A 20,786-nucleotide genomic window follows, 5' to 3' on the forward strand; every position below is an offset into this window, starting at 1 on the left:
GCGGTCATAATCGGCGGGTGGCCGGCACCGAACTCCTCCTGCTCGGCGCCGCCGGGTTACTACTCGCGGGACTCATCACCTTCCTGGTGCTGTTCATCGTCGCGCGCCGCCAGCTGGGCAGCGTCCGTCGCGAGCTCACCCGGCTGCTGGCCGAACAGGACGATCACCGACGGCGGCGGCGCCGCGGTGTCGCCCCGCTGGCGCTCAAGACGGTCTTCCAGACCGCCGACATGCTGATCAACAAGGGTTTCGGCGCCACCGTGCGCAACTCGATCGAAGACCTCGCGGGCTGGGCCCAGATCGAACGCCCAGACCTGGCCAGGCTGACCGCCGACGGCCGGGTGGTCATCGTGTTCTCCGATATCGAAGGCTCCACCGAATTCAACGAGTCGATGGGTGACCGGGCGTGGGTGCGGGTGCTGCAGAAGCACAACAAGTTGATCGAATCGTTGGTCGGCAAGCACGGCGGACACGTGGTGAAGAACCAGGGCGACGGTTTCATGATGGCCTTCGCCGACCCCGAGAACGCGGTGCGCTGCAGTTCGGACGTGCAGTGCGCGCTGGAGGAGAACCCGCAGCGCTGGGAGTCCATCAAGGTGCGCATCGGGGTGCACATGGGCACCTCGGTCCGCCGCGGCGAGGACCTGTTCGGCCTCGACGTCGCGATGGCGGCCCGGGTCGCCGGTCAGGCCGACGGCGGTGAGATCCTGGTCAGCGCGCCGGTCGGCCAGGCCGTCGACGGACTCGACGACATCCGGCTCGGTGCTCCGCGCGAGGTCGAACTCAAGGGACTGCGCGGCACCCACCTGCTGTACCCGGTGGACGGATCAACCTGGCGTGGACGCTGACGTGCCCTGAGCGGGTTTGGTGGTCTCGGGCTTCTTGTCCGCCGCCTTGATCAGCTTGGCTGTCCACTCCGCACCCAGCTTGACCAGGCCGGACTCCGGATACAGGACGTGGGCGTCCCAGTCGCGGCCCAGCGAGCAGATGGGGTCGGCGGGTGCGCACAGATCCGCGGTGCGCGGCCCGAAGGTCGTGCTCATCCGGGTCAGCGGGTTACCGATGCGCGCCGACGGATTGCCGAACACCACCACCGAGGTGATGTGCGGGACGGCGGCTGCGGGCAGCGGTGCGGTGTAGCCGAGGCCGGCGATGGGCGCCGTCGCCACGACGTCGACCACCGCGGCGCCCTGCGAGTAGCCACCGAGGACGATCTTGGTCTTCGGGCATTGCGTGACGATGGTCTGGATCCGCTTGCTCATGTCGTTGGCCCCGACCGCGGCCTTCATGAAGTCCCAGGTTGCCGGGTACTTGACCGCGTAGGTGCTGATGGACTTGCCCTTGACCATGGGGCGCAGCGTCTCGACGAAGGACTTGCCGACCTTGCCGATACCGGGCGGCTCGTCGGTGCCGCGCGCGAACACGACCTCGATATCGGAGCATTCCGGCGCCGCCGCGGCGGTCGGTGCGGTCAGCGGGCCCAGGGCGATTGCGAGCCCCGCTGTCATGAGCACGGCCAATCTTCGGGCGGCCATTACTTGTTCTCCTCGACTGTTTCCGGTCGGCTACGTGCCCCCTTCAATGCCCATCATTATTCACAATATTCACTCTATTAACATCTGTGCCAATTCTGTGACCTTGGTGAATATTGGCGAATGGCCACAAAGCGCCTGATCAGATCGGTATTTGGCCGACTTCCGGGGTTTTTCCGGATGCCTGGAAAATCACCTTCCGCGCAATATCCACGGCGTGATCGGCGAAACGTTCGTAGAAACGGCCGAGCAGTGCCACATCGGTGGCCGCGGCCACTCCGTCGGACCACCGTTCGTTCAACACGGTGCTCAGCAGTTCGCGGTTCAGGTCGTTCATCGCGGCATCGCCCTGCTGGATGCGGGCGGCCTCGACGGTATCGCCGGCGATCACCGCGCGCTGGGCCCGCTCGGCGAGGTCGACGGCGTGGCGCCCCATATCGGCGAACAAGCCCAGGGTCGTCGCCGGCACCGCGACACCGGTGCGCGCGCGGGTGCCGATACCGGCGATATTGGTGGCCAAGGCACCCATCCGGTCGGCGTTCGCCGCGATGCCGAACGCCGTCATGACGAGCCGAAGGTCATGGGCCACCGGAGCGTGCCGCGCCAACAACGAGAAGGCCCGCTGGTCCACCTGTTCGTTGAGCTCATCGAGATGGCTCAGTTGGCTGCGCACGCGTCGCGCCGCGGCGGCGTCGCTGTCGACGACGGCGACGGTGGCATCGGCGGCGGTGGCCGCCGCGATTCCACACATCTCTCCGAGCTCGGCGGTGAGCCGGTCGAGTTGAGCGTGAAATTCGGTCCTCATGGTGTGCCGGTTTACCCGTTTACGAGGCTGCCAAACTGTCCAGGTGTCCGTTCTTCGACTGACAGCCCCGATCGGCCTGGCCTTTCTCCCGCTGGGCATGGCGCTGGGCTTCCTGGTGGTGCACGCCGGCCTGGCGTGGTGGTGGGCGCCGGTGTTCGCGGCGGTGATCTACGCCGGTTCGCTGGAGTTCCTGATGGTCGGTCTGGCCGCCGCCGGAGCGCCGATCGCCACGGTCGCGCTGACGACATTGATCGTCAACTCGCGGCACGTCTTCTACGCGTTGTCCTTTCCGCTGCACCGGGTTCGCGGTCTGCCCGGCAAGCTCTACAGCACCTATGTGATTTCCGATGAGGCCTTCGCGGTGGGCGTCAGTCCCGACGCCGGCGCGTGGACCTCGCGCCAGATCCTGGGCATGCAGGCGGGTCTGCACCTGACCTGGACGGTGTCGGCCGGCGCGGGCGGCCTGCTCGGCGCAGCACTGCCGATCGAGCGGCTGCACGGCCTGGAATTCGCGCTCACCGCCCTGTTCATCGTGCTGGCGATCGACGCCTACCGCCAACACCCGGACCGGCTCACCGCGCTGATGGCGGTGGGGTGCGCAGTGCTGGCCTGGCTGCTGGCGCCGGGGCAGTTGTTGGTGTGGGCGTTCGCGGCGTTCACCGTCCTGCTGCTGGCCCGGTTCGTGGCCGGGCACCGGAATGCAGATGCCTGACACCGGGCACATCGCGGTCCTGGTCGCGGTCAGCGCCGCGGTCACCTGGGCGCTGCGGGCACTGCCGTTCGCGGTGCTGGCACCCATGCGGCACAGCGCGGTGGTCCGGTACCTGAGCCTGCACATGCCGCTGGGGGTGATGGTCATGCTGGCGCTGTACACCGTCCGAGATGTCCCCGAAGCGGCTGGGCGCCAACAACTCTGGCTGGTCATCGCGGTGCTGGTGACAGCCGGTCTGCAGGTGTGGCGGCGGCACGCGCTGCTGTCCATCTTCGTCGGCACCGGAATTTATGTGGCGCTGATGTCGCTGTGGTGACAGAGTGTCCGGCCGTGAGCATCCTGTTCTGCGGCACCGAGTTGGGCCGACGCATCGAGCACGCCGAAGCCGCCCTCATCGGCGCGGCCGTCGACGCGGCCACCCGCCGCGGCACCGACGGATTCGCGCTACCGCTGGCCGGTGGGGTGGCGGCCTTCGCCGAGCGGGGCGCACCCTTCAACAAGGTGGTGGGACTGGGATTCGCGGGCGTGCCCCGCGAGGCGGATATCGCCGCGGTCGAGCGGGCCTACACCGATCACGGGTCGCCGACCCCGGTCGAACTGAGCACGCTCGCGGATCCCCGGATCGCCGAACTGCTCGGCGGCCGCGGCTACCGGGCGGTGGCCTTCGAGGATGTGCTCGGCCGCGCACTCGGCGACACCCTCGAGGAGGTACCCGCCGGGATCGAGGTGCGCCCCGCCCGGGAGGATGAACTCGACGCGTGGGTCGACGTGGTGGTGGAGGGGTTCGCCCATCCGGACGGGGAAGGGGTGCCCAGTCCCGAGGAATTTCCGCGTGACGTGGTGGACCGCGCCGAGCGGGATTTCGCCGCAGCCGGTGTCACGCCGTATGTGGCGGTGGTCGACGGGGATGTCGCCGGCGGCGGCAGCATGCGGGTCACCGATGGCGTGGCCCAGCTGACCGGCGCGGCGACGGCACCGCGCCACCGGCGCCGCGGCGTGCAGGGCGCACTGCTCACCGCACGCCTGCGCGATGCCGTGCAGGTCGGTGCCGATATCGCCGTGGTCACCACGGCGCCGGGGTCGCAGTCCCAGCGCAACGTGCAGCGACGCGGCTTCCATCTGCTCTACACCCGTGCGGTTTTCGTCAAGGGCGATCAGTAGTTCAGTAGAAGCCCGCAGTTCAGTAGAGCAGCGTGCGGTAGTTCTCTTCGCTGTAGTAGGCCTCCAGCTCTTCCAGGCTCTGCTCGGCCTTGAAGGACTTGGCCAGCACGGCGGTGCTCGGCACCGAATCCGGCGTCCAGGTTTCCGGTTTCCACGCGTTGGAGCGCAGGAACGCCTTCGAGCAGTGGAAGAACACCTCGTCGATGTGCAGCTCCAGCGCCAGGATGGGACGCTTGCCCTTCACCGCGAGGTCATCGAAATAGGCAGCGTCGGAGAGGATTCGGGCCCGCCCGTTGATGCGCACGGTGTCCCCGCGGCCCGGTATGACGAAGATGGTGCCGACGTGCGGATTGGTCAGCACGTTGAGATAACCGTCCACCCGCTTGTTGCCGGGGCGCTCCGGGATGGCGATGGTGGTGTCATCGATGATGTGGACGAATCCGGGCGGGTCCCCCTTGGGGGAGACGTCCACCCGGCCCTCGGTGTCGGTGGTGGCCACGAAACACAGCGGCGAGTTCGACACCCATTGCCGGTGTACGTCGAGCAGGCGGTCGCCCACCTTGTTGGCCACGGCGGGTACCGGATGTCCGACGATCTCCCGCAGTGCATCGACCGACGTGATTTCGACTGGTTCGGTGCTCACCCGGTCCATCATGCCCCGAATTTCTGGATCAGTGCCCGCCTGTCCAGCTTGCCGATGCCGCGCCGGGGGAGTTCATCGACGACGTGCAGCTGCCGCGGCGCGGCGGTGGGATCAAGGGTCTTGCCGACATGGGCCCGCAGTTCGTCGAGCGTGGGTTCGCGCTGCCCGGCCGCGAGCACGATCGCTGCGGCGACGCGCTGGCCGAGGCGGRCATCGGGTACCCCGAAGACCGCGCACTCGGCCACCGCGGGATGGCCTGCCAGGGCGTGCTCCACCAGCTGGGGCAGCACTGTCAGCCCGCCGGTGCTCACCGCGTCATCGGCGCGGCCCAAAATGCTCAGGACTCCCGAATCATCCACCGCGCCAAGGTCATCGGTGCGAAACMAGCCAGGCTCGGCGAACGGGTCCGGCTCGGCCGGGTTCCGGTACCCGGATGCCAGCATCGGCCCGCCGAGTGACACTCGTCCGTCGTCGAGGCGAACTGTCACCCCGTCCAGCGGCACACCGTCGTACACGCAGCCCCCGCAGGTTTCGCTCATCCCGTAGGTCCGGACCACGCGAACCCCTGCCGCACTGGCCTTTTCGCGCACACCGGCCGGCATCGGGCCACCGCCGATGAGCACGGCATCGAGTTCGGCCAGCGCCGCGGCAGCGGCCGGGTCCGACAGCGCCTTGTCGAGCTGGTTGGAGACCAGCGAGGTGTAGCGCCGTCCGGTTCCCAGCGCGGCCACCGCGGACACCAGGTCGGCGGGTGCAAAACTCGCGTCCAGCGCGACGGGCGTGCTGCCCCCGAGGACACTGCGTACCAGGACCTGCAGGCCGGCCACGTGATAGGCGGGCAGCGCCAGCAGCCAGCGACCGGCGCCGCCGAGGCGCCGGTGGGTCGCGGTGGCACTTGCGGTGAGCGCCGCCGCGGACAGCAGGGCACCCTTGGGGATTCCGGTGGTACCCGAAGTGGACACCACCACCGCGATCTCGTCGGCGATGGGTTCGCCGGCGCGCAGCGTGGCGGTCAGCAGGTCGCGCTGCCGGGCGTCGGCGGCCGGTACCGGCAGGCGCGCCCCGGCCCCGCCGAGTGCGGCCTCCAGCTCCGGCAGGATGGCCAGTGCCGCGGCGCCGGTGCCGACGGCGAGGGTGTTCAGGACTGCGATGCCGGGTCCTCCGGATCCTGCTCCCTCGGGTCGTCGAGCGGCCAGCCCTGGGCGGCCAGTCGGGCCCGGACCCGTTCGATGTCATCGTCTCGGGGGAGCCCGTCGGTGGTCTGGGTGATCAGCACCCCGATGTCGATGTGGTCGAACTCGCCCCGGTTCATCAGATCCTGGGCGACGGTCGAGACTTCGTCGTTGGACAGCCGCCGGGTGAGCAGGGCCATCAGCGGTACCCGGTCCGGTCCGGGTACCCCCTCCGGGTAACCGGCCGTCAACCAGGCGGCAATCCTGGCCAGGAAAGCGTTCACCGCGCCAGACTGCCAGATGGGTGTCACATGTGCCGATCTGACCGCCGATTTCCAACGCCGGGCAGCCGGTTCATGAACGATTGGTGAACAAGTTTGGCTTTTCGTCCAAACCTGCAGGTGGGGGGCGACTCCCGAGTTCGATGAAATTACGCGAAAAGCTGTGAGATGTCTCAGAATTGCGGCATGAGCGCAGAGCTGATCATCCTGGTGTTGCTGATAGCCACAGCACTGGCATTCGACTTCACCAATGGCTTCCACGACACCGGCAACGCCATGGCCACGTCCATCGCGACCGGGGCGCTCAAGCCCAAGACCGCGGTGCTGCTGGCGGGCGTGCTGAACCTGGTGGGCGCCTTCCTCTCGGTGGAGGTCGCCGTCACGGTCACCACCTCGGTGCTCAAGGTGCAGGACTCCAAGACCGGCTCGCTGCTTCCGGGCATCGATGCCTCGACGGGCCTGACCATCATCTTCGCCGGTCTCATCGGCGGCATCCTGTGGAACCTGCTCACCTGGCTGTTCGGCATCCCGTCCAGCTCCTCGCACGCGCTCTTCGGCGGGCTGATCGGCGCCGGCCTGGCCGCGCTGGGCACCGCAGGCGTCAACTGGTCCGGAGTCACCCAGAAGGTGCTGATCCCCGCGGTCGCCGCACCCGTCATCGCCGGGCTGGTCGCCGCCTGTGGCACCTGGGTGGTCTACCGGCTCACCCGCAAGGTCGCCGAGAAGCAGCGCCGTGAGGGCTTCCGCTGGGGGCAGATCGCGACGGCCTCGCTGGTCGCGCTGGCGCACGGCACCAACGACGCGCAGAAGACCATGGGTGTCATCGCGCTCGCCCTCATCACCACCGGGCACCTGACCGGTGACGTCAAGGAGCAGGGACTGCCGTTCTGGATCATCTTCAGCTGTGCGGTCGCCATCGGCCTGGGCACCTACCTCGGCGGCTGGCGGGTGATCCGCACCCTGGGTAAGGGCCTGGTGGAAATCGAGTCACCCCAGGGTTTCGCCGCCGAAGCCTCCTCGGCCGCCATCATTCTGAGCTCCAGCGCCGCCGGTATGGCGCTGTCGACCACCCATGTGGCCACCGGGTCGATCCTGGGCAGCGGTGTCGGTAAGCCCGGCGCCGAGGTGCGCTGGGCGGTCGCGGGCCGGATGGCCGTCGCCTGGCTGGTCACGCTGCCCGCCGCCGGTCTGGTCGGCGCGCTGTCCTACTGGCTGTCCGACGGCGTGAAGTCGGTGTTCGATTCGGCGCTGGCCGGCGACGGACTGATCTTCCTCATCCTGGTCGGCCTCTCCGGCTTCATGTGGTGGCGCGCCCAGCAGCAGAAGGTCGACAGCAGCAATGTCAACGCCGACTGGGATTCGTCGACCAATTCGGTGGTCCCGGCCGAGCTGCGCGAGGCCACCACGGACCACAAGCCCACCGCCTCGGTCTGACCCGGCACTAGTTAAGGAACTCACATGGCTTACCTGGAGAGCATCGTGAAGGTGCTCGGTATCGGACTGTTGCTCGGTGCGGGTCTGYCCGCCGTGTTCGCGCTCGGTCTGGTGGCCTACGCCCGTGGCGACGGTGGCGACGGCACGGACGGCGCCGCGACGGCCCCCAACCCCGCATTCAAGTTCCTCGGCATCGCGGCGTTCGTGTTCGTCGGCTGGGTGATCCTGACCGCGGTGCTCTGGATCACCCGCGCGACGATCATCCACCACACCGGCGTCGACCTCTTCCCCTTCCTCCCCAAGAAGTGAGTGAACCCCGATGACTGAGAACAAGACGGTGCTGGACAACGTGCTGGGCTGGCTGCACGAGGGTTACCCCGAAGGCGTGCCGCGCACGGACTACTTCGCGCTGCTGGCGCTGTTGAAGCGCTCGCTCACCGAGGAAGAGGTCGTCAAGGCGGCTCAGTCGGTGCTGCGGTCCAGCGATGGTGACAAGCCCGTCACCGAGGCCGAGATCAGCGGTGCCATTGAGCTGATCATCGCCAAGGAGCCCAATCCCGAAGAGCTACACCAGGTTGCGTCGCGGCTTGCCTCGGTGGGCTGGCCGCTGGCGGCACCGGCTCGCTGAGGCGGGCACCACGCACCGCTTGAAATAGCCGAGCAGTAGCGTGCGCAGCTGTGGTGCGGGGATATCGTTCAGCATCGAATCGGTTGCGCAGTAGTAGATCCCGGTGATCGCCACCGTGAGCGAGACCCGCGTCGCGTCATCGTGATCGGGGCCCAGCAGCAGGGCATGGAACCTGTCGGCGATGTCCTCCAGCTCCGGGTGCCGCGCGACCAGATGATCGATGTAGCGGTCCCGCCGGAACGGGAACGACGCGTTGCGCTGCCGGATCATCAGATCGATCAGTCCTTCGATGGCCACCGCGCGTTGAGAGTCGTTGTGCGGTAACGATTCCGCATGTTCGATCAGGTGTGCGAGATCGTCGAACACCGGCCGTAGCACCGCCAGCACGATCTCGTCCTTGGACGGGAACTGGTAGTAGACGGCGGCTTTGCCGACGCCGATCCGGTCGGCGATCATCTGCAGTGATGTGTCCTGCACGCCGTGTTCGGCGAACAGTTCGACGGCCACCTCGACCACGCGCTCGCGTGCTGCCCCACGTGCTCTGACCACGGAGCCCTTCCTCTACTGCGGCACTCAAACATGCCCATATCGTCCTTATGGCTAGCCATTGTTACTCGCTGTGATGAGTACCACTTAGCCGTCTGGCTTGTATGAAGTAAGCCGATTGTATAACTTGAGTGCCATCGATGGCTGAGGGGTTCATCGGACCAGCCAACCGGCGCGTCACTGCAGGAGGAAAGCGGACATGCAACTGCTCAAACGGGCTTGGCTGCCCCTGGTGATCGTCGTGGTGGTCGGGGTAGCCGGCTTCACAGTGGACCGCGTTCGCGGCATGTTCGCATCCGACCCGCCACTCGTCACGCCGATCGAGTTCGCCAACGACCCTGAGCCGTTCGATCCAAAAGTGGTGACCTACGAAATCTTTGGCCCGGAAGGGGCGGCAGTGGATGTGAACTACGTGGACCTGCAGGGCGAACCGCAGCGCGTCGATGGTGCGATTTTGCCGTGGTCGATCACGCTGCAGACGACCGAACCCTCGGCCGCGGCCAACATTGTCGCCCAGGGCAAGACCAGCTTCCTGGGTTGTCGGGTGCTCGTCGATGGTGAGACCAAGGACGAGCGCAGCATCAGCGGCACCAACGTCCAGACCTTCTGCATCGTGAAGTCGGCATGAGCGCGCACGGCGCGCACAGTGCGGATGCGACCACCGGGCCCATCGCCGTCGTGCCCGCTGCACACGAAACCGCCCATTTCGGCAGGATCGCGCGGCTGTTCCGAAAGTTGGCCATCCCCTTCATCCTCGGCTGGATCGCCATTGCGGTCCTACTGAACGTTGCCGTCCCGCAGCTGGAGGCGGTCGGTGAGATGCGGTCGGTCTCGATGAGCCCGAAAGAGGCGCCGGCCGTCATCGCCACCGAGCACATCGGCCGCGTCTTCGACGAATACGAGTCCAACAGCTCGGTGATGATTGTGCTGGAGGGCAAGGACAAGCTCGGTGACGATTCTCGTCGCTACTACTCGGAGCTGATCGAAAAGCTGCGCGCGGACACCAAACACGTTGAGCACGTTCAAGACTTGTGGAGCGATCCGCTTACCGCATCCGGTGTGCAGAGCGGGGACGGCAAGGCCGTCTACGTCTCGGCAAACCTGGCCGGCAACCAGGGCGAGGCGCTGTCGCTGGAGTCCATCGAAGCCGTTAAGGACATCGTGCACAGCGTGGCGGCGCCCCCGGGGGTCGAGGTCTTCGTCACCGGCTCCGCAGCGATGACGGCCGAGCAGACCGAGGCCAGCCACGGCAGTATGCGGTTGATCGAGGCGTTGACCTTCGTGGTCATCATCACCATGTTGCTCATCATCTACCGCTCGCTCATGACGATGGTGATGATGATCGTGATGGTCGCGGTCAGCCTACTGACCGTGCGAGGCGCGGTGGCCGCGCTCGGCTATTACGACATCATCGGTCTCTCGACGTTTGCCACCGGTCTGCTGGTCACGCTCGCCATCGCGATATCGGTGGACTACGCGATCTTCCTCATCGGCCGATATCAGGAGGCCAGGAGCGCCGGCGAGGATCGAGAACAGGCGTACTACACCATGTTCGGTGGAACGGCGCACGTGATCGTCGGCTCCGGTCTGACCATCGCAAGCGCCACCTTCTGCCTGAGTTTCACCCGGTTGCCGTACTTTCAGACCCTCGGTGTGCCACTGGCAGTCGGGATGCTGGTGCTGATCGTCACGGCCATGACCTTCGGGCCGGCCATGGTCACCGTGGGCGCGCGTTTCCTGGATCCCAAACGTTCCGGGCGCGTACGGGGTTGGCGGAAGGTCGGTGCCGCGGTGGTGCGCTGGCCCGGTGCGATCCTGATTTCCTCGATCGCCGTCTCGTTGATCGGTCTGCTGGCGCTGCCGGGTTACAAGACCAGCTACAACGACCGGCTGTACCTACCCGATGACATCAGCGCAAACCAGGGTTATGCCGCGGCCGAACGGCATTTCTCGCCGGCCCGGCTGAACCCGGAGATCCTGATGATCGAGAGTGACCGGGATCTGCGGAACCCGGCCGACTTCCTGGTCATCGAGAAGATCGCCAAGGCCATCTTCCAGGTCGACGGTATCGGCCGGGTGCAGACCATCACCCGGCCAGACGGCACGCCGATCGAGAACACCTCGATCCCCTACATGATCAGTCAGAACAGCACGCTGCAGCGGTTGAACGAGAAGTACAACCAGGACCGCACCGCCGACATGACCAATCAGGTGGCGGACATGGACCGGACCATCGCAAGCATGGACAAGATGCAGACGATCACCGAGGAGATGGCCGACACCACGTCCAAGATGGTGTCGTCGATGGACCTCATGGTCGGTGACATCGAGGACATGCGGGACAGCATCGCCAATTTCGACGACTTCTTCCGGCCGATGCGCAACTACCTCTACTGGGAACCGCATTGCTACAACATCCCGATGTGCTGGTCCATCCGGTCGGTCTTCGACGTGCTCGACGGCATCGATGTGATGACCACCAACATGAACGAGATGATGCCGCAGATGCATCGGCTCAACGAACTGATGCCGCAGATGATTGCGATCATGCCCGAGATGAAGCAGACCATGGTCAACATGAAAGAGATGATGCAGACCATGCAGCAGACCCAGCAGGGTATGYAGGAGCAGCAGCGCATCATGTCGGAGACGTCGACCGAGATGGGCAAGGCCTTCAACGACGCGATGAACGACGACTCGTTCTATCTGCCGGCCGAGGCGTTCGACAATCCCGATTTCGCAAAGGGATTGGAGCAGTTCCTGTCGCCGGACGGGCACGCGGTGCGATTCATGATCAACCATGAGGGCGATCCGATGTCCGCCGAGGGCATCGAGCGGATCGACCCGGTCAAGACCGCGGCCAAGAACGCCATCAAGGGCACCCCGCTGGAGGGCTCGACGATCTACATGGGCGGTACCGCATCCACCTTCAAGGACATGGCCGACGGCACGCAGTACGACCTGATCATCGCCGGGATCGCCGCGATCGGTCTGATCTTCCTGATCATGCTCATCCTCACCAGGGCGATCGTCGCCGCGGCGGTGATCGTTGGCACGGTGGTGCTTTCGCTGGGTGCGTCCTTCGGTGTCTCGGTGCTGCTCTGGCAGCACCTGCTCGGAATCGAGCTGCACTGGATGGTGCTACCGATGGCGGTGATCATCCTGCTTGCGGTGGGCGCGGACTACAACCTGCTGGTGGTCTCCCGCATGAAGGAAGAAATACATGCGGGGCTGAACACCGGCATGATCCGGGCCATGGGTGGCAGCGGTTCCACCGTCACCGCGGCAGGCATGGTGTTCGCCTTCACCATGATGGTGATGGCCGTCAGCGATCTGACGATCATGGGTCAGGTCGGTACCACGATCGGTCTGGGTCTGCTGTTCGACACCCTGGTGATCCGCTCGTTCATGACACCGTCCATCGCCGCCCTGCTCGGCAAGTGGTTCTGGTGGCCCCAACAGGTGCGCCAGCGGCCGAAACCGCAAGCCTGGCCGCCGCTCCAGCGTCGACCACAGGATGTGTTGGTGTGATGAGGTTTTCGAGGATGAAGTCGGCCATGGCCGGGTGTGTCGCGGTGCTGGCCGTCGTGACCGCACCGGTGGCGCACGCCGACCGTGACGAGGCCTTCGCCGACCAGTTGCACACCTACGGCATCTACGGGCAGAAGGACTTCAACGCCTGGATCGGCAAGCTGATGTGCAAACGTCTGCACAACGGCCTGGACGAAGATGCCTTCGCGTCGGCGAAATTCGTCCATGACCAGCTGAACAGGGACGCCACCACCGAGCAGGCGTGGCAGTTCGTCGCCGCCGCCGTGCCCGTCTACTGCCCGGATCAGTCTGCCGCGTTGCAACGCGCCGCCGACCGACGTTGAAAGGACCGAACATGATGCGCCGCAACCGATTCATCGCCGCCGCAGGTGCCGTCGCGGCACTGCTGGCCACGCCGGGCATCGCCGCCGCCGACGCCACCGACGAGTATCCGATCCCGAGCAACATGCTCAAGACCACCTGCACTGTGGACCAGTACATGGCCGCGGTCCGCGACACCAATCCGGTTTACTACGAGCGTTACATGATCGACTACAACAACAAGTCACCCGACGTACAGCGGTGGGCCCGGGATCGCATCACCTGGTTCTTCTCCATGGACTATGCGGGCCGGCGCCAGTACTCCGAGGAGACCGCCACCAACGCGTTCTACGAACAGCTGGCCTGGAACTGGCCGAACTGGGCCAAGTTGTTCTTCAACAACAAGGGTGTCGTGGCGCACGGCACCAAGAACTGCGCGACCTATCCGCCCGCCGATCCCGGCGTCTGGACCTGGTAGTCCCCGATGAGGGTCGGCCGGCGTGGTGCGTACCCGGCCGGCCTCGAGGGGATGTCAGTACTCGTATTCGAACGGACAGGACAGATCGACGTATACGGTCGACCCTGGTTTTTCGGAGGTGTGACGAAGTCCGTCGATCGAGCAGTTCGTCAGCGGTCCGCCGCGCGTGCCGTTCAGCTGCACGTTGAATCCCTGCGAGCGGAGCTGGTTCACGGTTTCGGTCACCGACGCCGGACCGCCGGGCGCGGCAGCCGCTGCGCCGGCGAATCCGATGGCAGCTCCCGATACGGCGACGACGGTCGCGATGGTCGACGTGATGGTGCGCATGGTCTCTGCTTTCTTCTCATCGACCACCGAAGCCCGTTCGYCATATGGGTCGTGACGTGGGCGGACGGCCGGCTTTCGGTGTCGTTAGCTGGAGCAATAGTCGTGCTCGGATGCCGAATACCGGCACCCATTCCCGACAACTCGTTCGCCTTGCTAACAATTCCCGGTTCCGGAAATTTCTTTCCACCCGACCGGCACTGTTGCCGTGTCAGTCGAAGAACGACGCGGTGCGCGTCAACTGCTGCGCCGCCTCCAAAAGTGTCCGGTGCAGATCCTCGTCGCTGACATCGTCCAGCGACTTGTCGGTGACGGCGGCGTAGATACCGTTGGTGACCATCGAGATGACGACCCGGCCTGCCGGGCCGTGACCGCCGCCGAGCAGCAGGTTCGTGAAGCGGTCGACGATATCGGTGAGATCCTCGCGGGACTGCACGAGGCTCTCCAGCACCGGGTCGCCGGCGAGCACCGCGGCCAGCCGGCGGTGCCGGACGCTGAACTCGATGAACCCGCTGATGGTGATCTCGCGCCGGGTCTCGGGATCGGGCACCGCTTCGGCGATCGTCACCACGCGCGCCATGTCGTCGAACATCGGCTGGGCCGCGGCCGCCACGATTTCCTCTTTGGAGTGGAACTGGTAGTAGACCGAGGCCTTGCCCACCCCGATGCTGTCGGCGATCATCTGCAGCGTGGTGCCGCTGACGCCGTGCTCGGCGAACTGCGCGAGCGCGGCCTCCAGCACGCGGGCACGGGCGGTGCCGCGCCCCAGAACGGATTTGGCCACGCCCTAGTCCCTGGTGTCGCGGCGCAGCGGATGCGTGTCGGGAACCTGGACGAAGATCAGGGTGACGCCATCGGGATCGATGATGTGCATCTCGTGCAGGCCCCACGGCTCTTCGGCGGCGGCCCTGGCGATCGGCACGCCACGCCCGGTCAGCTCGGTCTGCGCGGCATACACATCACGGACCTGCAGCCACAGCGTCCCGCCCGCCGAGGGCTCACCGTGGCCGGCCAGCTCGATCAGCGACTGCCCGGCGTAAAAGACGGTGCCACCGCCGTATTCGCGCGCGATGGCCAGCCCGATCAGGTCACGGTAGAACGCGACGGACTTCGGGTAGTCGGCCGGCCGTATCAGCATCCGGCTGGCCAGGATCTCCATATGTCGTGTTTATCACGGGTCAGGAGGATTCGGCCGCGACACGGTAGCCGCGCACCGCGATGGGCCCGAACACCGCCAGCAACCCGATGACCCACGCCGCGGACTGCGCTACCGGCCACAGGATCGGCCCGCCGGCCGCCAGTCCGCGCATCGCCTCGATCGCCGGGGACATCGGCTGGGCTCGCACCACGGGTTCGAGCCAGTCCGGGAACACGTCGACGGGCACCATGCCGGAGTTGAAGAACAACAGCAGGAAACACACCGTGGACAGGCCGGTGATGATGTTCTTACCGTTCGACTGCACGGCGACGGCCACGATGACGGCAGCGAACCCGATCACCATGAAGACCGGGATCAGCACGAAAGCGATTGCGGCCGGCCGGCCTTGGCTGAAGCGCAGGCCCATCGCCACGCCGACCGCGGTGATCACCAGGGTGCCGATGAAGGCCCGGGCGCCCTCGGCGAGCAGTCTTCCGGTGAGCGCGCTGGCGCGGTGCACCGGCAACGCCCACAGCCTGCTGAGCAGTCCGGATTCGCGTTCGTCCGGGATGGCCGCGCCGGTGCCCATCGCGCCGAACAGAGCCCCGGCGATCGCGCACATCGGCACCAGGCCATACAGGCTGTTGCCGCCGGTCAGGTGCAATACCGACTCGCCGATGACCTGCTTGTAGACGATCAGCAGGAAGGTGGGGAAGATCAGCGACTGGATCAGCACCACCGGTGCGCGCCGCCAGCCCAGCAGTAGCCGCCGGGCCTGCAGGCGACTCTGCCGGACCAGGGTCATGACGCCCTCCTCTGCATCCGGACCGCGATCGCGCCGAACAGCACCAGTAGCCCGACACACCAGGCCAGGCTGAGCGGGAGGTGGCGGTACTCGCCGACCGCCAGCCCGCGCAGCGTCTCGGCGATCACCGACACCGGCTGGTGCCGCACGAACGGTCCCAGCCAGGACGGGAACGCTTCTGCCGGAGCGATTCCGGTGGACAGCATCACCAGCAGCAGCTGCGGGATCAGCAGGGTCTGACCGGCCTCCTCGGTGCTGCCGGCCAGTGATCCCAGTGCATCCGCGCCCAGCGACAACGCCAGCGACAGCAGCAGCGCGAGTCCGACGAAGACCGCCACCGCGGCGACACCGCCGGAGAACCGGAAGCCGAACAGATACCCGATGGTGAGGGCGCCGACGAGCGCCGCGCCCGCGCGCACCAGCGCCGAGAGCATCCGTGCGGTCACCGGTGCCAGTGCGGTGATGGGCAGCGAGCGCATCCGAATACCCATGCCGCTCAAGTTGTCTCGCGCCGCCCGGTCCGCGGTGGTCATGGCGGTGAAGATCATCGCCTGCACCACGATGACCGGCAAGATGTACTGCGCGTAGCTCATGGTGCCGGTGTCGATGACATTGCGCAGGGTGATGTCGAAGCACACGAAGAACGCGATCGGCCCGCCGACGGCGAACACCAGATCACCGCCCCGCAGGGTGCCCAGCACCGACCGCCGGGTCAGCGCGCCCAGTGCGGTCATGGTGCCGGGGCCGTCAGGGTGAAGAACACCTCGTCCAGCGACGGTTTGCGCAGCGCGATGTCACCGACCTCGATGTCGAGGGCCTCCAGYCGGCGGAACACCTCGCTGAGCGTGCTCAGGCCACCCGGAGCCGGGATGGACAGTGCACCGGTATCCGGGTCCGTGCTGACCTCCCCGAGTCCGGCCAGGGCGTCGGCGATCCGCGGCCCGTCGGCGGTGTGCACCGGCGTCACCTGGCAGAAACTGCCGCCGACACGTTCCTTCAGCTCGTCGGCGGTGCCTTCGGCGATCACCCTGCCGTGATCGATCACGACGATGGAATCCGACAGCGCATCCGCCTCGTCGAGGTACTGGGTGGTCAGCAGCACGCTGGTGCCGCGACCGGTCAGTGAGCTCACCAGGTCCCAGACCTCGCGGCGGCTACGCGGGTCCAGCCCGGTGGTGGGCTCGTCCAGGAACACCACGGCGGGCTCGGCGACCAGCCCGCAGGCAATGTCGGCGCGGCGGCGCATCCCGCCGGAGTAGGTGCCGACCCGTCGCCCGGCGGCGTCGGTCAGGCTGAACGCCTCGAGCAGTTCGTCGGCCCGGGCGCGGGCCTGCGTCCGGGGGAGTCCGTTGAGTTCGCCGAACAGCACCAGGTTCTCCCGGCCCGTCAGCATCTCGTCGATCGCGGCGTACTGGCCGGTGAGTCCGATGCTCCTGCGGACCTGGGCGGCCTGCGTGACGACGTCGAAGCCGGCCACCTTCGCCGATCCGGAGGTCGGCCGGATCAGCGTGGACAGCACGTTGATGGTGGTGGTCTTGCCCGCGCCGTTGGGGCCGAGCACTCCGAGCAGGGTGCCCGCGGGCATCCGGAACGTCACGCCGCTCAGGGCCTGTTTGTCCCCGTACTGCTTGGTGATGTCGTCCAGCTCGATCGCATACTCCGGCACCGGCCGAGTATGGCATGCCTAACCTAAAGTCGATCTGCTGCCCGCAGCCCGATCGTGAACGCCGCCTGATCCTCGAAGTCGAGCGGATTGCGGCCGGTGATCTGGCCGATGCGGGCCAGCCGGTGCCGCACGGTATTGCTGTGCAGGAACAGCTCGCGGGCGGTGTCGATGAGCGATCCGTTGGCCGCAAGGAACACCCGCAGGGTGCGCACGTGCTGGGTGCCGCGATCGCGGTCGAGCTCTTCGAGCGGGTCGATCAGCTGTTGTTTGAACGGGGCCAGCCTGCTCGACGGCAGGCCCTCCAGCAGGCTGCCGAACGTGCTCAGCTGATCGGGTCCGATGCTGCCGCCGCGCTGGCGGGCCAGATCCAGCGCGATGCGGGCCTGACTGATCGAGGCGCCCAGTTCGGTCAGCGGTCCGGCCGCCGCATGACCCGAAGGCAGCGACAGATCGGCGGCGATCTCGGCCAGCCGGTCCGCACCCGTGCTCAGCACCAGACAGACCTCGGGGGCGTCGGCGACCAGGGCGTCGGGGAACGCCATCGACAACAATGCCCCGGCGCCGGCCGGCCAGGCCGAACAGTCGATCTCCCGGCCCGCCAGACCCGGCCAGTCCAGCAGCTGATTCAGCGCATCCGGGAGCAGCATCCGGCGCTCCACCAGTGACAGCAGCTGCCCGACGCGCTCGCGGGCCAGCGCCGCCTCGATATCGCGTTCACCCTGGGCTGCCGCGACGAAACGCGCGATGACCTCCATGACGGCGCCCTCCGGCGGGTCGCCGCGACCGACCCACACCACGGTGCCCATTCCGTCGACCGGCACCGACACCGCGGCGTCGGCGGCCTGCCCGGGCGGTTCGAGCAGGAAGTAGCAGCCCAGCACCTGTCCGGCCCGGTCCAGCAGCTGGCGCACCGATTCGCGCCGCCGCTGGGAGGACAGCAATTCGGGCACCAGCGCATTGGTGGCCCGCGCGGTGGCGACCGCACCGCCGAACTGGAAGTCGGCGATATAGCGGCTGACGGTGGAAAACGGTACCGATGGCGGTGCGATCAGCAGCGGCAGGCCGGCCCGGGCGCAGGCGTCGATCAGGGCCTGCGGGGTGGCGTCGTGCACATCGCCGATGCCGAAGCAGACGCCGGCCGCCCCGGCCCGGGACAGCGCGTCGACGAAGGTGTCGCAGTCGGCGGGGGTCTGCAGGCTGATGCCGACCGTGCACACCAGCTCCCCGCCACGCAGATACCGCGAGGGATCGTGCAATTCGGTGGTGTGCGACCAGGTGATCGGCGTGGCGAGCTGTCCGGTATCGAGGTGGACAGCGTCCAGGCCGAGGCCGGCCCGTTCCAGCAGGTCACGGAACGTCGGGGCGACGCCGTCCTGGTCGGTCCCAGGCTCGGTCATCGGTCGATCGTAACGTCGGCGTCATCTGTTCGGCCCAATTCGTTGTGCGATCCCACAATGCAACGACGGGGTGGCGGTGGATTCGCAGCGTCTTCGCCGCGAACGATGGCGGTCCCGTGGCGGGCGCGTGATAGTTCGTCCATGACCGAGCCACAGGTACTGCGCCGCGAGTTCTCACTCTGGTCGGCGTTCGCGTTCGCCTTCGCGTTCATCTCGCCGATCGTCGCGCTGTACGGCATCTTCGGCCTGGCCCTGTCCGCAGCCGGCCCCAGCTTCTGGTGGGGCTTCACGCTGGTGTTCGCCGGCCAGTTCCTGGTTGCGCTGGTCTTCGCGATGCTGGTGTCGCGCTGGCCGCTGGAGGGTTCCATCTACCAGTGGTCGCGCCGGTTGCTGGGCACCACCTACGGCTGGTTCGCCGGCTGGGCGTACATGTGGACGCTGGTGATCGCGATGGCGACGGTCGCGCTCGGTGCGGCCGGATTCGCCGCCAACATCTTCGGGATCGAGGAGCCCTCGGGGACGACGCTGGCGTTCATCGCCCTGGTGATCCTGCTGGCGGGCACCGCGGTCAACCTGGCCGGCCGGCAGGCGCTGAAGATCTTCATGATCGGCAGCATCATCGCCGAGGTCATCGGTTCGGTGGTGCTGGGCACCTGGCTGCTGCTGTTCCACCGGCAGAACTCGCTGTCGGTGCTCTTCTCCGGCGGCGGCGCCGACACCGACACCCTGGCCTACCTGACCGGGCCCTTCATGCTGGCGGTCGCCTTCATCGGTTGGTCCTTCGTCGGCTTCGAGAGCGCGGGATCCATCGCCGAGGAGGTGCACGAACCACGCCGGTACCTGCCCAAGGCGGTGCTGTTCTCGCTGGCGTTCATCTTCGTGGTGGTGGYCTACTCCAGCCTGGCGATCATCCTGGCCATCCCGGATCTGGATGCGGTCGCCGAGGGTGCCGTCGCGGACCCGGTGTACGAAACCCTCACCACCGCACTGGGTCACGGCGTCGCGCGGCCGGTCGAGGTGATGTTCGTGATCGGCTTCCTGGCCAGCTTCCTGGCGCTGCAGACCTCGGCCTCCCGGGTCATCTGGGCCTACGCACGCGACGGCGGCCTGCCCGCCGCCGGTGCGCTGGCCCGGCTGCGCGGCCCGGCCCGCATCCCGGTGGTGGCCATCCTGGTCACCACGGTGGTCGGCGCGGCACTGTTCCTGCTGAGCATCGTTGCCGGCGACATCTATTCGCTGATGGTCAACTTCACCGCGGGTGGTTTCTACCTGGCCTTCCTGTTCCCGCTGATCGGGTTCCTGGTGGTGCTGGTGCGCCGGGCCTGGACGCCGGCCAGCTTCTCCCTGGGCCGGGCCACCCTGCCGGTCGCTGTGGTGGCCGTAGTGTGGGCGGTGCTGCAGTTCCTCAACATCGCCTGGCCGCGAGTGGCTTTCGAGCAGCGCTACCTGGATTGGTCGGTCTGGATCGGCATCGCCGTGCTGCTGGTGCTCGGGACGGCGATCCTGGCCACCGTGCGCTCACGCATCGTCGAGGCCACGGTGATCGAGGACGGCGTCGTCGAAGAGGACGCGACTCGTGCCTGATACCGGCCCGGTAGCGGTCGTCACCGGCGCCGCCAGTGGTATCGGCGCGGCCTGCGCGCAGAGCCTGCGCCGTCGCGGCTACCGGATCGGCGCACTGGACCTCGCGCCCGGCGCCGAAGCGGATCATGCTGTGGCCGTGGATGTCTCCGACGGCGCAGCCGTCGCCGACGCGATCGCCGAGATCCGCGACCGGTTGGGCCCGGTGAGCGCGCTGGTGACCTCGGCGGGCTATTACGAGATGGCGCTGGTGGATCGGATCGACGCTCAGTCCTGGCGTCGGATGCTTCGGGTGCACCTGGGCGGCCTGTTCAACGCGACACGTGCCTGCCTGCCCGACATGCTGGCCGCGGGCTCGGGTGCGGTGGTCGCGGTGGCCAGTGAACTCGCCGTCGGTGGCGGGGACCGGGAAGCGCATTACGTCGCGGCCAAGGGGGCGATCCTCGGGCTGGTCCGCAGCCTGGCCGCCGAGGTCGCCGGTGCCGGCGTGCGCGTCAACGCCGTCGCACCCGGCCCCACCGACACGCCGCTGCTCAGCGATGATTCTCCATGGCGCGCCGAGGAATATCTGTCGACGCTGCCGCTGCGCAGACTGACCATGCCGGCCGAGGTGGCACGCTGTGTCGAATAC

26 protein-coding genes are annotated in these 20,786 nt (G+C 67.1%); 13 read left to right on the forward strand and 13 right to left on the reverse strand.

Going from position 1 to position 20,786, the window contains the following annotated elements; all coding sequences use genetic code 11:
* Positions 1-17 precede the first annotated feature (17 nt).
* A complete protein-coding gene (locus AC1DTF_RS12605; RefSeq protein ID WP_057170074.1) occupies positions 18-848 on the forward strand; it encodes an adenylate/guanylate cyclase domain-containing protein in 831 nt (276 codons plus the stop codon).
* On the opposite strand, the gene AC1DTF_RS12610 is transcribed toward AC1DTF_RS12605, so the two are convergent.
* Complete coding sequence (locus AC1DTF_RS12610; protein ID WP_477474279.1) at positions 828-1,508, reverse strand: cutinase family protein; 681 nt, start codon at positions 1,506-1,508, stop codon at positions 828-830. The genes AC1DTF_RS12605 and AC1DTF_RS12610 overlap by 21 nt on opposite strands.
* 166 nt (positions 1,509-1,674) lie before the next feature.
* Positions 1,675-2,337: a phosphate signaling complex protein PhoU gene (gene phoU / locus AC1DTF_RS12615; protein WP_477474280.1), complete on the reverse strand. Its 663-nt coding sequence runs from the start codon at positions 2,335-2,337 to the stop codon at positions 1,675-1,677.
* A 43-nt stretch (positions 2,338-2,380) separates the two neighbouring features.
* Between phoU and AC1DTF_RS12620 the strand changes: the two genes are divergently transcribed.
* From AC1DTF_RS12620 to AC1DTF_RS12630, 3 genes are read left to right on the forward strand one after another with little or no spacing between them, the layout of a single operon-like run.
* A complete protein-coding gene (locus AC1DTF_RS12620) occupies positions 2,381-3,049 on the forward strand; it encodes an AzlC family ABC transporter permease (protein ID WP_057170071.1) in 669 nt (222 codons plus the stop codon).
* Positions 3,042-3,365, forward strand: a complete 324-nt coding sequence (locus tag AC1DTF_RS12625) for a branched-chain amino acid transporter permease (RefSeq protein ID WP_057170661.1) — start codon at positions 3,042-3,044, stop codon at positions 3,363-3,365. The genes AC1DTF_RS12620 and AC1DTF_RS12625 overlap by 8 nt, the downstream gene beginning before the upstream one ends.
* A 23-nt stretch (positions 3,366-3,388) precedes the next feature.
* Positions 3,389-4,210, forward strand: coding sequence for a GNAT family N-acetyltransferase (locus AC1DTF_RS12630; RefSeq protein ID WP_200962286.1), 822 nt, complete (start codon positions 3,389-3,391; stop codon positions 4,208-4,210).
* A 19-nt stretch (positions 4,211-4,229) separates the two neighbouring features.
* Here the strand turns inward: AC1DTF_RS12630 and AC1DTF_RS12635 are convergent, their stop codons facing one another.
* Genes AC1DTF_RS12635 through AC1DTF_RS12645 form a run of 3 tightly spaced genes read right to left on the reverse strand, consistent with a single transcriptional unit; the run spans position 4,230 to position 6,309 of the window.
* The gene (locus tag AC1DTF_RS12635; protein WP_057170069.1) at positions 4,230-4,862 is read right to left on the reverse strand and encodes a pyridoxamine 5'-phosphate oxidase family protein; all 633 of its coding nucleotides are present in this window, start codon (positions 4,860-4,862) and stop codon (positions 4,230-4,232) included.
* Positions 4,862-5,950 carry an o-succinylbenzoate--CoA ligase gene (gene menE, locus AC1DTF_RS12640; RefSeq protein ID WP_477474290.1) on the reverse strand — a complete coding sequence of 363 codons (1,089 nt, stop codon included), beginning with the start codon at positions 5,948-5,950 and terminating at the stop codon, positions 4,862-4,864. The genes AC1DTF_RS12635 and menE overlap by 1 nt, the downstream gene beginning before the upstream one ends.
* 41 nt (positions 5,951-5,991) lie before the next feature.
* Positions 5,992-6,309 (reverse strand): DUF3349 domain-containing protein, encoded by a 318-nt coding sequence (locus AC1DTF_RS12645; protein ID WP_057170067.1) that lies wholly within the window; start codon positions 6,307-6,309, stop codon positions 5,992-5,994.
* 183 nt (positions 6,310-6,492) lie between these two features.
* Here AC1DTF_RS12645 and AC1DTF_RS12650 point away from each other — a divergent pair, with 183 nt between their 5' ends.
* The 3 genes from AC1DTF_RS12650 to AC1DTF_RS12660 are packed head-to-tail and all read left to right on the forward strand — an operon-like array spanning position 6,493 to position 8,368.
* Entirely contained in the window at positions 6,493-7,740 is a 1,248-nt protein-coding gene (locus tag AC1DTF_RS12650; RefSeq protein WP_477474281.1) for an inorganic phosphate transporter, read from the forward strand.
* Between the two features lie 24 nt (positions 7,741-7,764).
* The gene (locus tag AC1DTF_RS12655) at positions 7,765-8,049 is read left to right on the forward strand and encodes a hypothetical protein (RefSeq protein WP_477474282.1); all 285 of its coding nucleotides are present in this window, start codon (positions 7,765-7,767) and stop codon (positions 8,047-8,049) included.
* Between the two features lie 10 nt (positions 8,050-8,059).
* A complete protein-coding gene (locus AC1DTF_RS12660; protein ID WP_057170064.1) occupies positions 8,060-8,368 on the forward strand; it encodes a DUF3349 domain-containing protein in 309 nt (102 codons plus the stop codon).
* Here AC1DTF_RS12660 and AC1DTF_RS12665 read toward each other — a convergent pair.
* A complete protein-coding gene (locus AC1DTF_RS12665) occupies positions 8,306-8,917 on the reverse strand; it encodes a TetR/AcrR family transcriptional regulator (protein ID WP_057170063.1) in 612 nt (203 codons plus the stop codon). The two genes, AC1DTF_RS12660 and AC1DTF_RS12665, sit on opposite strands and share 63 nt — an antisense overlap.
* A gap of 196 nt (positions 8,918-9,113) precedes the next feature.
* Here AC1DTF_RS12665 and AC1DTF_RS12670 point away from each other — a divergent pair, with 196 nt between their 5' ends.
* Genes AC1DTF_RS12670 through AC1DTF_RS12685 form a run of 4 tightly spaced genes read left to right on the forward strand, consistent with a single transcriptional unit; the run spans position 9,114 to position 13,244 of the window.
* Entirely contained in the window at positions 9,114-9,542 is a 429-nt protein-coding gene (locus tag AC1DTF_RS12670) for an MmpS family transport accessory protein (RefSeq protein ID WP_057170062.1), read from the forward strand.
* Positions 9,539-12,445, forward strand: coding sequence for an MMPL/RND family transporter (locus AC1DTF_RS12675; protein WP_477474283.1), 2,907 nt, complete (start codon positions 9,539-9,541; stop codon positions 12,443-12,445). The genes AC1DTF_RS12670 and AC1DTF_RS12675 overlap by 4 nt, the downstream gene beginning before the upstream one ends.
* Before the next feature lie 14 nt (positions 12,446-12,459).
* Entirely contained in the window at positions 12,460-12,789 is a 330-nt protein-coding gene (locus AC1DTF_RS12680) for a DUF732 domain-containing protein (protein ID WP_057170060.1), read from the forward strand.
* 14 nt (positions 12,790-12,803) lie between these two features.
* Positions 12,804-13,244 carry a DUF5078 domain-containing protein gene (locus AC1DTF_RS12685; protein ID WP_057170660.1) on the forward strand — a complete coding sequence of 147 codons (441 nt, stop codon included), beginning with the start codon at positions 12,804-12,806 and terminating at the stop codon, positions 13,242-13,244.
* A gap of 54 nt (positions 13,245-13,298) precedes the next feature.
* On the opposite strand, the gene AC1DTF_RS12690 is transcribed toward AC1DTF_RS12685, so the two are convergent.
* The 7 genes from AC1DTF_RS12690 to AC1DTF_RS12720 all read right to left on the reverse strand — a co-directional run bounded on the left by AC1DTF_RS12690 (position 13,299) and on the right by AC1DTF_RS12720 (position 18,574).
* Positions 13,299-13,571, reverse strand: a complete 273-nt coding sequence (locus AC1DTF_RS12690; protein ID WP_156409384.1) for a hypothetical protein — start codon at positions 13,569-13,571, stop codon at positions 13,299-13,301.
* Positions 13,572-13,779: 208 nt separating this feature from the next.
* A complete protein-coding gene (locus AC1DTF_RS12695) occupies positions 13,780-14,352 on the reverse strand; it encodes a TetR/AcrR family transcriptional regulator (protein ID WP_057170058.1) in 573 nt (190 codons plus the stop codon).
* A 3-nt stretch (positions 14,353-14,355) separates the two neighbouring features.
* Positions 14,356-14,727 carry a glyoxalase superfamily protein gene (locus tag AC1DTF_RS12700; protein WP_057170057.1) on the reverse strand — a complete coding sequence of 124 codons (372 nt, stop codon included), beginning with the start codon at positions 14,725-14,727 and terminating at the stop codon, positions 14,356-14,358.
* 19 nt (positions 14,728-14,746) lie between these two features.
* Positions 14,747-15,511 carry an ABC transporter permease gene (locus AC1DTF_RS12705; RefSeq protein WP_057170056.1) on the reverse strand — a complete coding sequence of 255 codons (765 nt, stop codon included), beginning with the start codon at positions 15,509-15,511 and terminating at the stop codon, positions 14,747-14,749.
* Positions 15,508-16,245, reverse strand: a complete 738-nt coding sequence (locus tag AC1DTF_RS12710) for an ABC transporter permease (RefSeq protein WP_057170055.1) — start codon at positions 16,243-16,245, stop codon at positions 15,508-15,510. Before AC1DTF_RS12710 ends, AC1DTF_RS12705 begins: the two co-directional genes overlap by 4 nt.
* Positions 16,242-17,177, reverse strand: a complete 936-nt coding sequence (locus AC1DTF_RS12715) for a daunorubicin/doxorubicin resistance ABC transporter ATP-binding protein DrrA (protein ID WP_057170054.1) — start codon at positions 17,175-17,177, stop codon at positions 16,242-16,244. Before AC1DTF_RS12715 ends, AC1DTF_RS12710 begins: the two co-directional genes overlap by 4 nt.
* 23 nt (positions 17,178-17,200) lie before the next feature.
* Positions 17,201-18,574, reverse strand: coding sequence for a PucR family transcriptional regulator (locus AC1DTF_RS12720; RefSeq protein ID WP_057170053.1), 1,374 nt, complete (start codon positions 18,572-18,574; stop codon positions 17,201-17,203).
* Between the two features lie 141 nt (positions 18,575-18,715).
* On the opposite strand from AC1DTF_RS12720, the gene AC1DTF_RS12725 reads away from it, so the two are divergent.
* A complete protein-coding gene (locus AC1DTF_RS12725) occupies positions 18,716-20,158 on the forward strand; it encodes an APC family permease (protein ID WP_477474284.1) in 1,443 nt (480 codons plus the stop codon).
* The coding region (locus tag AC1DTF_RS12730; RefSeq protein ID WP_477474285.1) for an SDR family NAD(P)-dependent oxidoreductase at positions 20,151-20,786 on the forward strand (636 nt) is incomplete at its 3' end. The genes AC1DTF_RS12725 and AC1DTF_RS12730, both read left to right, overlap by 8 nt.

Source organism: Mycobacterium sp. P4_H6 (assembly GCF_056400845.1).

Excerpts from the sequence above, each read along its gene's own strand:
- AC1DTF_RS12690 (WP_156409384.1), bottom strand. The coding sequence starts at position 13,571 with ATGCGCACCATCACGTCGACCATCGCGACCGTCGTCGCCGTATCGGGA.
- AC1DTF_RS12700 (WP_057170057.1), bottom strand. The coding sequence starts at position 14,727 with ATGGAGATCCTGGCCAGCCGGATGCTGATACGGCCGGCCGACTACCCG.
- AC1DTF_RS12660 (WP_057170064.1), top strand. The coding sequence starts at position 8,060 with ATGACTGAGAACAAGACGGTGCTGGACAACGTGCTGGGCTGGCTGCAC.
- AC1DTF_RS12670 (WP_057170062.1), top strand. The coding sequence starts at position 9,114 with ATGCAACTGCTCAAACGGGCTTGGCTGCCCCTGGTGATCGTCGTGGTG.
- AC1DTF_RS12680 (WP_057170060.1), top strand. The coding sequence starts at position 12,460 with ATGAAGTCGGCCATGGCCGGGTGTGTCGCGGTGCTGGCCGTCGTGACC.
- AC1DTF_RS12710 (WP_057170055.1), bottom strand. The coding sequence starts at position 16,245 with ATGACCGCACTGGGCGCGCTGACCCGGCGGTCGGTGCTGGGCACCCTG.
- AC1DTF_RS12720 (WP_057170053.1), bottom strand. The coding sequence starts at position 18,574 with ATGACCGAGCCTGGGACCGACCAGGACGGCGTCGCCCCGACGTTCCGT.
- phoU (WP_477474280.1), bottom strand. The coding sequence starts at position 2,337 with ATGAGGACCGAATTTCACGCTCAACTCGACCGGCTCACCGCCGAGCTC.
- AC1DTF_RS12705 (WP_057170056.1), bottom strand. The coding sequence starts at position 15,511 with ATGACCCTGGTCCGGCAGAGTCGCCTGCAGGCCCGGCGGCTACTGCTG.
- AC1DTF_RS12650 (WP_477474281.1), top strand. The coding sequence starts at position 6,493 with ATGAGCGCAGAGCTGATCATCCTGGTGTTGCTGATAGCCACAGCACTG.
- AC1DTF_RS12685 (WP_057170660.1), top strand. The coding sequence starts at position 12,804 with ATGCGCCGCAACCGATTCATCGCCGCCGCAGGTGCCGTCGCGGCACTG.
- AC1DTF_RS12625 (WP_057170661.1), top strand. The coding sequence starts at position 3,042 with ATGCCTGACACCGGGCACATCGCGGTCCTGGTCGCGGTCAGCGCCGCG.
- AC1DTF_RS12610 (WP_477474279.1), bottom strand. The coding sequence starts at position 1,508 with ATGACAGCGGGGCTCGCAATCGCCCTGGGCCCGCTGACCGCACCGACC.
- AC1DTF_RS12635 (WP_057170069.1), bottom strand. The coding sequence starts at position 4,862 with ATGGACCGGGTGAGCACCGAACCAGTCGAAATCACGTCGGTCGATGCA.